1 protein-coding gene is annotated in these 3,742 nt (G+C 41.9%); it reads left to right on the forward strand.

The features are described from left to right. Positions 1-42: 42 nt before the first annotated feature. The coding region (locus Q0394_RS04875) for a hypothetical protein (protein WP_298945759.1) at positions 43-3,742 on the forward strand (3,700 nt) is incomplete at its 3' end.

The following is a 3,742-nucleotide window of genomic DNA, read 5'->3' on the forward strand; positions in this document are numbered from 1 at the left end:
AATAGTAGTCAAAAATTATGTTATTGACCGGAGGGTAGTATCATGAAAGTTAAGAGTTTTAGCTTTGCGCCCATTTTGGCGCTGTTGTTTTGTTTCGCGACGGGAGTATTCGCAGATGATGTTAGGTCGAACGTGAAGATAAATCCTGCTACCCCAATAAGCAACGAGTATCGTGACGATGGCGTGCTGGACGGAAAGATAGGCAGAAGTGGTTGGACTTGGAACGGAAATGAGGGTTTGTATAATTTCACCACTATAAAAAACTTTCCGTCTGACGAATTAAACCAAAAGCCGATAGTTAGATTCGGCGGTGCGGGCACATACGTCTTTGGAGACTACGCCGTGACTGGAAAGCCGGTGATTAAATTAAGCTGGCCTTCTGCTTTAGGCCATGGTTACATGTGGGGAGCAAAAGGCACATACATTAAAGATGACGGCGACGGACAGTTTTATTTGAATAGTTCAAAAGCTGTTTTGAGGCTTCCTAAGGGCGTGACTAAAGACGATATAGTCTATGCGAGACTTTATTGGCAGGGAAATATATTCAGCACGACTGATTTTGACAGCCAAGCAGAATACAACAGCAAAGACGGAAAAAAATTGACCGGTTTTGCTAAGGGGTATACACGGGTGAAATTTAAAATGAAAAGCTCGAAAGGTAAAGCTAGCATAATAGAAGATGTTTATAGAGATAGATGCGAAGGAACGGCTGCTTGGAACTTTTTGGCAGAATCTCGCAAGCCCTTACGTTTGCGTTTAAAATATGGCTGCACTAAAGATATTACCGATCTAGTCAAGACATATTTTGAACCTTATTCCGACAGCATTGAATTTACTGTAGGAAACGTAAAAACGAGTGATGGTGAGGATCAAAGCGGTGCAGATTTTACCAATGGAGAGTTCAACAGCGTTCGTCTTGGGCCGTACGGCGGATGGGGAATAATCGTAGTATATGATAAAACCGCCCCGTCCAGAAGGGCTTTGCTAGATAATTTACAATCTAACGATAGCGTAACGGGTCAAAAAATGACTTATAAAGAGGCCGTAGAATATAAAAATAAATATTTTAAACCAAAAAACGTAACTATTTACGGCGATTATTTTGTCCTCACCCCTTGGGATAAGGGATATACGCCTATAAACATTAACGCTACCATCAATGGATTTTATACACCTAGAAGTGGGTCCGTAAGTGCAAAGCTAGGGTTTTTAGGGTTTGGTGGCGAGAGACAAATGACCTCCGACGAGTATTTTAAAGTTCAACACAAAGGAACCGCACAAATGGATTCGCTATACGGATCCGGTGTGGTTAATCAACGGTTAGCTAACGATCGCGCTAATATATACGACGGCTCTGTCGCTTTACTTATAAATGATAACGGCACCTATAAGTATAGCTATCCATACGGCACTGGTTATTTAGGTGGATTTGATCTGGACGAATTCGATATCGGTTCAAAGATGAAGAATGCGCAATCTAGTCTAAACATCTCTTTGGGTGCGGCGTATGAAGATCTCAACGGAGGTCAAGCCGATCAAAACTTCATAAGTATGATTGCTATTTCCGCCGATTTGTATGTCCCTCAAATGTGCTATCAGTATGAAGTCTATAACGCCTCTAACTGGGTTAAATTCTTTGATAATGATGGTAACCGAAGAAGCGAAGAGGATGTAAAAAAACTACATGAACCTCCTGAGCAGATCAAAAACCCGGTAGTTGCGGGTGAAAATATCTATTATAGAATGAAATTTGAAAATAGATTGAATGGCGGCGATAGCGAAGATGCAGCAGGTGCGGTAGTATCGATCGACTTTGGTCAAGCCGGCGCTACCTATACCAAAGATAGCGCTACTATAAATAACGAGCTAGTCGTAAATGATCCTATCACTACCACTACAAATACCATACCTGCGGCGGCAGCCGATGAACTAGTCTATTTACGCGATGGTCAAAAGGGTGCATACGAGACTATGAAAGACGTCATAAAAGGTGGCACTCCAAACGTTACGAAGCCTATTTATAAAGATAGGCAGTTTACTGCGCTTGACGGTAATATATTGAAATTTTATATAGGTCAAGGCGCGGGAGACTTAACTCCTTCTTCAACACCGGGCGGTAGTCCTGTACTTGTAGGCGGATTAATGCAGCCAGGTAAAGCGGCATACGGCGAGTTTAATGCTACCGTAAATACGGGTGCAACCATATTGCAGGCTCCTGCCGTGACACTAAGTTATAAGATGAGCTTAGATATAGGCGGCGGTCAGCGAGTCTTCATAGAGATGGATAGCGCTTCTGAACTTGAATTATGCGATGCGACAAAGGTTTCTAAAAGCGTTAATATCCTACCTTTAAGCGGTTTACAGGTAGTCAATAAGAATTTTAGTAAAAATGACGACGACGATAGGCTATATACTCAAATCTCCGATAAGCCTTTCGATGCGAAACTCATCTTTAGACCGGATTATGAGAGCCAATTTTGTAAGAAGTATAAGGATGATACCGGTAAATGCGAGGAATACATCGACGCAGCCGCAAATTCTCCTTACTTCAAAAAAGATCCGAATACCGGCAAGCTCATATATATCGGTAGCGAGGCTAGAAAGCTTGAGAAATTCGACTTGAGCGGTAAATTGTATTTATCCGTTGTCAGGGCGAGAAATGCCGCTACTACCTCGGATAAAGTTGCCGATAGCGATAAGGGGAATAGCGCAGTTTACTCATGCCGATCCGTAACCGATTCCTTAAAAATTCCGTTTAAGATGAAGGACAAAACCGATTACACTATCGATAAGGAAGTGGATTTTAAAGGAAAAAGTATTTTAGAGCTAAACGATATAGAGATAGGAGATGCGTATCAGGGTCTTACATTTATGCTTAGCTATCGTCCGGATGATCAAGTTGCCTCAGGGTCCGATTTAGATCAGTATATAAAAAATAAAGATTTAAATAACAGCGATCCTAAGGCTTATTACTTGGAGCTCAAGAAATGGGAGCTTAAAAAGCGATATGGATATTGTGAGTCTGGTGAGAATTTCGGTTGGTGCAACAAAAATCTAACCGAGAACCAAAAGAAGGACATTTGGGAGAATAAAATACAACCAGAGTTGCAGAAGCTTGAAGATAATATAAAGGCTGCTAAAGATGAGTTCGGAATTCAAATGTCAAAAGACGGCTCGTTCCACATATGCGGTAGCGATAACTTCGTGCTTCGCCCTGCATATTTTAATGTAGATACAAAAGCGCTGAAGGATTCGGGCAAGTATAGTAAGATCGTAGATACCACCGCTAGCGGCGATATAACTAAAAAAGGTGATGGCTCCAGCGTACTTAATCCTAGTAATCTGCGCGTAGGCGGCGATTATACACAAAATGCAGATATCTTGGCTCATGTAATATCGGCCAGAAGCTATAGCGGCAACGGCGTACCTAACTACACAGCAGAAATTGGCGGGGATTTGGGCAATCAACGCTATCATCTACGTAAGAGCTATGGCGCGGATTCTGATGATACTCAAGATATATCAACCAAGATCCGCGGCATTCAAACCTACTTGCGTCCGTTTATATCTAATGAATGCGCGGCTAATGTCGCTACTCAATCCTATTATGTAGATAGAAAGAATGCTTCCACTACATTAAAACGTGGCGTTAAAGAAGATAGTTGTTATGGTGGTACTGCAGTGGAATATTCCGGTGCTAAATACAATGCCGAAACAGGCAAATATGAGATTGATCCGGAAG

Source organism: uncultured Campylobacter sp. (genome assembly GCF_938039205.1).
Taxonomy (GTDB): domain Bacteria; phylum Campylobacterota; class Campylobacteria; order Campylobacterales; family Campylobacteraceae; genus Campylobacter_A.